A 4,871-nucleotide genomic window follows, 5' to 3' on the forward strand; every position below is an offset into this window, starting at 1 on the left:
CAGCCGGCGCGGATCGCAGCCGCGGTCTCGGTCTCGTCGGCGCGCCCGGCGTCGAACTCCTCGCGGATTGCGGCCAGCGTCGCATCGGGCAGCACGAAACGTCCTGATTGCTTCAGCGAATCCATCAGACGGCGAACGCTTGCCGCATCGCGCCGGCCGGCCTCGAACAGCAGCCGCTCGAAATTCGACGAGATCTGGATGTCCATCGACGGCGACGCCGTCGCGTGCACCTCGCGCACCTCATAGATCCCCGTCTTCAGCGTGCGCGCCAGGATGTCGTTGACGTTGGCGGCGATGCGCAGGGTCCGCACCGGCAGGCCCATGCGCTTGGCGACATAGCCGGCAAAGATGTCGCCGAAATTGCCGGTCGGCACGACGAAATCCACCGCGCGCGCCGGCGCGCCGACGGCAACCGCCGAGGTGAAATAGTAGACGACCTGGGCCACGATGCGCGCCCAGTTGATGGAATTGACGCCGGAAAGCGAGGTCGCATCGCGGAAGCGATGGTTGTTGAACATTCCCTTCACGAGCGCCTGGCAGTCGTCGAAGTTGCCCTCGATGGCGAGGGCATGGACATTGGCCGCCCCCGTTGAAGTCATCATCCGCCGCTGTACCTCGGAGATGCGGCCGTGCGGGAACAGCACGATGAGATCCACGTTCTCGAGGCCGGCGAAGGCTTCGACCGCCGCGCCGCCGGTATCGCCTGACGTCGCGACCACGATGGTGGTGCGTTGGCCGCGCTTGGCGAGCACGTGGTCCATCAGCCGCGAGATCAGCTGCATCGCCACGTCCTTGAAGGCGAGCGTCGGGCCGTGGAACAGCTCCAGCACGAACTGGTGCGGCGACATCTGGCGCAGCGGCACCACCGCCGGATGGCGGAAGGTTGCGTAGGCCTCGTTTGCCATGCGGCCGAGTTCGGCGTCGGGGATCTCGCCGCCCGCGAAGGGACGAATCACGTCGACCGCGACCTCCCAATAGGGACGGCCGAAGAAGCCGGCGATGGCATCAGCGGAGAGCTGCGGCCAAGTGGTCGGCACATAGAGGCCGCCATCCCGGGCGAGCCCGGTCAGCATCACGTCGCAGAAACCGAGTTCGGGGGCCTCGCCCCGGGTCGAGATATAACGAGTCAAACTGCCCTCCAAAGGCCGACCGGGCCTGAGCGCGATCCTTAAGCCTTTGATTTTACGAAATTAGTTGTTAACAGCCAGAGGCTTTGGGCCACCATAAAGTGTTTTGCGGCAACGGGAAACCGCTTCCCAACTGCACAATGCCCAGCAAAAAGGGCTGCGGCGGCGCCGCAGCCCTCTCTTGGAAGGTCTGTCGTTGATGTGTGCAGACCGGTTTGCCTCTTTCGGGTCGCCGCCCGCTGAAACTTGTCAGCCAAGCTTTCGTCGCCCGTCACGAAATCGTCAAGGGCGAAAACGACGGATGCGGGAAGATGTTCCTATTTTTCCCGAAGCGCCCAAGCTTTCATGAGCCCGGTCGAGCGAATTCCCACCGCAGATTGCCGTTTTGACCCGACAGTTTCGGATAGCACCGGAACGATTGCCACCTCGGCTCATTGGGTCCGCGGATGGGTGTCGGCGGTGTCCATGCATTGCCCGGCTGCACGCTGACACCGATCCGTCCCGCCGAACCGGCTGCATCCTGGAGTAGCCGGTTCGGTGCGTCCGGGCCACCAGTGCCCGGGCCGCCAGTGCCCGGGCCCTCGGTGCCGGCGACGTCAATTCATCCCGATTTCCACCGCGATCCTGATCAGGTCGGAATGGTTCTTGGCCCCGAGCTTCTGCTTGAGCAGGGACGTGGTGTTGGCGACCGTCTTGTAGGAGATGCCAAGCGCCTCGGCGACTTCCACGATCTTGTCGCCGCGTCCGAGCAGGCGGAGAATTTCGAGTTCCCTCGGCGTCATCTGCGAGGCCGGGTTGGCCTTGATCGCCGCGCCGGAAAACGTCACGGCTTCCGCGAGCTGCGGTGAGATGAAATTGTCGCCAGCGACCACCTTGCGCACCGCTTTCAGCAGGATCCTGGGATCATCGCCCTTGGAGACGTAGCCCTGCGCCCCGAGCTCGACCGCCCGCACCACGAAAGCCGGATCGTCGTTCATGCTGAACATGATGATCTTGGCGTCGGGATCGTCCTTGCGGATGCGTCGCATCAGCTCGAAGCCCGAGACATCGGGCAGGCTGATGTCGATCACGGTGACGTCGGGCCGCTTGCTGACATAGGCGCGATGCCCGGATTTGGCGTCCGTCGCCTCGTCGATACGGATCGAATGGTCCGAAGCGAACAGGGTGCGGCAACCGGACAGCACCACGGGATGGTCATCGACGATTAGGACCCGGGTCCCCGGCTTGGCGGTATCTTGCATCGCGCACTCGCTTTTTTTGACTCATAAACCGGCGGGAACAAATGGAAAGAGCAAATCCCGCCGATGCGCGTTAGAATTGACCTAATGTGGCAACGGCTCTCGTTCAGAACGCAACTGTTCCTTCCGCTCGGCGCGAGCTTTCTCGCAGCCCTGATCCTGGGCGGGGTGCTGCTCCAGATCTTCGCAACCAGCCAGCTGGCCGACGAAAACGAGCCCGCTCAACGTTCGACCCGGACGATCGCTACCGCACTCAACAACACTTTGCGCGCGTCGGACAATCCACAGAAGTTGCTTGACGCCTTTGTCCAATCCTTGACCACCTCCTCGGACATCCAATTCCGCTCCGCGGAAGGCGCGCCCCTGCGCTCGCCAAGGAACGATACGCGCAACCTGCAAGGGGTGCCGCAGTGGTTCGTCAACCTGCTTATGGTGCCGGGCACGGACGTTGCGGCCCCGGTGCTGATCGATGGCAGACGTATCGGCGATATCGTGTTCCTGCCGGACCTCACGGCCGACCTGTTCGAGAAATGGATCGGCTTCCTGGCCCTGACCAGCCTCGTCGCCGTGCTGACGGTGCTCACTGGAATCATCGCCTACGTCTTCGCGGGATCTGCCCTGCGTCCCCTTCAGGAGCTCGGTGAGGGCCTGACGCGGATGCGGCGTGGCGACTACGCAAAGCCGATCCCGGTCGCAGGGCCGCCGGAGGTTCGGCAGAGTTGTGCGGAGGCAAATGCGCTGGCTGCTACGCTTGCGCAATTCAGCCAGGACAATCGCGATCTGATGCACCGCCTGGTGTCGCTCCAGGACGACGAGCGGCGCGATCTCGCCCGCGAATTGCACGACGAGCTCGGACCGCTGCTGTTCAGCATTCGCGCCGGTACGATCGCGCTGATCGAAGCCTCGCCGCCGGTGGGAAATCTCGGCAACTCGGCCCAGGAGGTACTGCAATCGGTCGAGGCGCTCCAGCAGACCAACCGCCGCATCCTCGACCGGCTGCGGCCGCTCTACATCGAGGAGCTGGGCCTTGCGACCAGCGTGCAGACGCTGCTCCGGAACTTTCGCAAGCAGGCACCGCATATCGTCCTGACGGATACGATCGATCCAGATCTCAACGTGATCGACGGGCCGTTGGCTCGGACCATCTATCGGGTGATCCAGGAGGCACTGACCAACGTGCTGCGCCACGCCAAGGCCAGCAGCGCCCATGTCCAGGCGACCGTCAGCGGTGAGGCGCTCGTCATCGAGATCTCCGACGACGGCGACGGCTTTCCTGCCGACAATGTCTTCGGCCGTGGCCTGACCGGCATGCATGAGCGCGTGCGCGCGCTCAGCGGATCGTTGTCACTGCTGCGCGTGGATGAGCGAACCTATGTACGCTGCCGCCTTCCGGCCGAACCGGCACGCGAGGTGCCGGTCGGCGGCTAGCATGCACAACAGCCGTCGAGCGCGTTCTGTCGCGCCGGCTCGCACAGCGTGCTGCGGATCTTGCCTTCCGGGCTGAAGCGAAACGAGGCGCGAATGCGCAGCGCGCCGGCGACGGAATATTCGAGATCGACGCCATGGGGCACGGGGCCGATCTCCTCCAGCCCGAAACCCGCCAGGGCGAAGGCACTGAGCCGCGGCTGCCAATAGGCCTCGAGCTCGCTCCGGCCGTGATAGCGCTGCGCGCCGTTACACGTACATTCGACCTGGGCATCGTCCGCATAGAGGTCGAGCAACGTCGTGAGGTCGCCCTTCCGGCAGGCGTCCACCCAGTCGACGACAATTCCCATCTGATCGAAATCGCTCACGCCGGAATCCTGTCTGCCGCGGGAAACCACCGGCGGCTTAGGACCACACTCGTGAATGTGCGCTGAACAATAAACCCCGGGCGATACCGGGTTCCCCCTCGGAGACCTTCGACGGCTCAGCTCTGCCGCCGGCCTCTTGCCCACACGGCGAAGGCGATCAGCACGGCGCCTGCGAGCGTGAACCAGGTGATGGCATATTGCAGGTGATCGTCCTTCAGATGCACGTCCAGCGCCCCCGGGCGCGGAATGCCGTTCTCGGGCGCCGGCTGCTCGAGGTCGACATAGAACGGCGCTACCGCGCCCCAGCCGAGCGCGCCTGCGATTGCCAGATGATCGCGCACGAACCAGAGCCGCTTGTCGCGATTCTCCGCCGGCGTCAGCCAGCCGGACGGCTCGGGAAAGCGCAGATAACCGGTGAGCGCGACCGGCTGCCCAGTGACAAGCTTCTTCACCGCGCGGTCCTCGACGCTGCGGTCCTGCATCGTGTTCTCGACGAAGCCCGCATCGATCACGACCGTCTCGCCGCTGGGAAGCCGCGCCGGCAGGAACGCCCAAGTGCCCGGGCCGGAGGCGTCCTTGCGCACTGCCGAGCCGGAGGAATAGACCATCGCATCGGGCAGGGCTGCGTAAGTCGCGGTGAAGCTGACTCGGCGGAATTCATCGCGCGCGGGATTAAGTGCAGCCCATTGCGCCGGCGGCGGCAGCGCGACGGG

General features: G+C 64.6%; 5 protein-coding genes. 1 reads left to right on the forward strand and 4 read right to left on the reverse strand.

Annotation, left to right across the window (positions count from 1 at the left end; translation table 11 throughout):
- Nucleotides 1-1,130, reverse strand: a 1,130-nt coding sequence (thrC, locus tag MOV75_RS27515) for a threonine synthase (RefSeq protein ID WP_247006934.1), incomplete at its 3' end; no start/stop codon positions are given.
- 593 nt (nucleotides 1,131-1,723) lie between these two features.
- Nucleotides 1,724-2,368 (reverse strand): response regulator transcription factor, encoded by a 645-nt coding sequence (locus MOV75_RS27520; RefSeq protein WP_094890791.1) that lies wholly within the window; start codon nucleotides 2,366-2,368, stop codon nucleotides 1,724-1,726.
- Nucleotides 2,369-2,452: 84 nt separating this feature from the next.
- Between MOV75_RS27520 and MOV75_RS27525 the strand changes: the two genes are divergently transcribed.
- The gene (locus MOV75_RS27525) at nucleotides 2,453-3,793 is read left to right on the forward strand and encodes an ATP-binding protein (RefSeq protein WP_246930096.1); all 1,341 of its coding nucleotides are present in this window, start codon (nucleotides 2,453-2,455) and stop codon (nucleotides 3,791-3,793) included.
- Here the strand turns inward: MOV75_RS27525 and MOV75_RS27530 are convergent.
- Together MOV75_RS27530 and MOV75_RS27535 are read right to left on the reverse strand one after the other, a co-directional pair.
- Nucleotides 3,790-4,158, reverse strand: coding sequence for a nuclear transport factor 2 family protein (locus MOV75_RS27530; protein ID WP_246930095.1), 369 nt, complete (start codon nucleotides 4,156-4,158; stop codon nucleotides 3,790-3,792). The two genes, MOV75_RS27525 and MOV75_RS27530, sit on opposite strands and share 4 nt — an antisense overlap.
- 116 nt (nucleotides 4,159-4,274) lie before the next feature.
- Nucleotides 4,275-4,871: SURF1 family protein (locus tag MOV75_RS27535; RefSeq protein WP_247006935.1), on the reverse strand; the 597-nt coding region annotated here is incomplete at its 5' end.

Source organism: Bradyrhizobium sp. PRIMUS42 (genome assembly GCF_023006515.1).
Classification (GTDB): Bacteria; Pseudomonadota; Alphaproteobacteria; order Rhizobiales; family Xanthobacteraceae; genus Bradyrhizobium.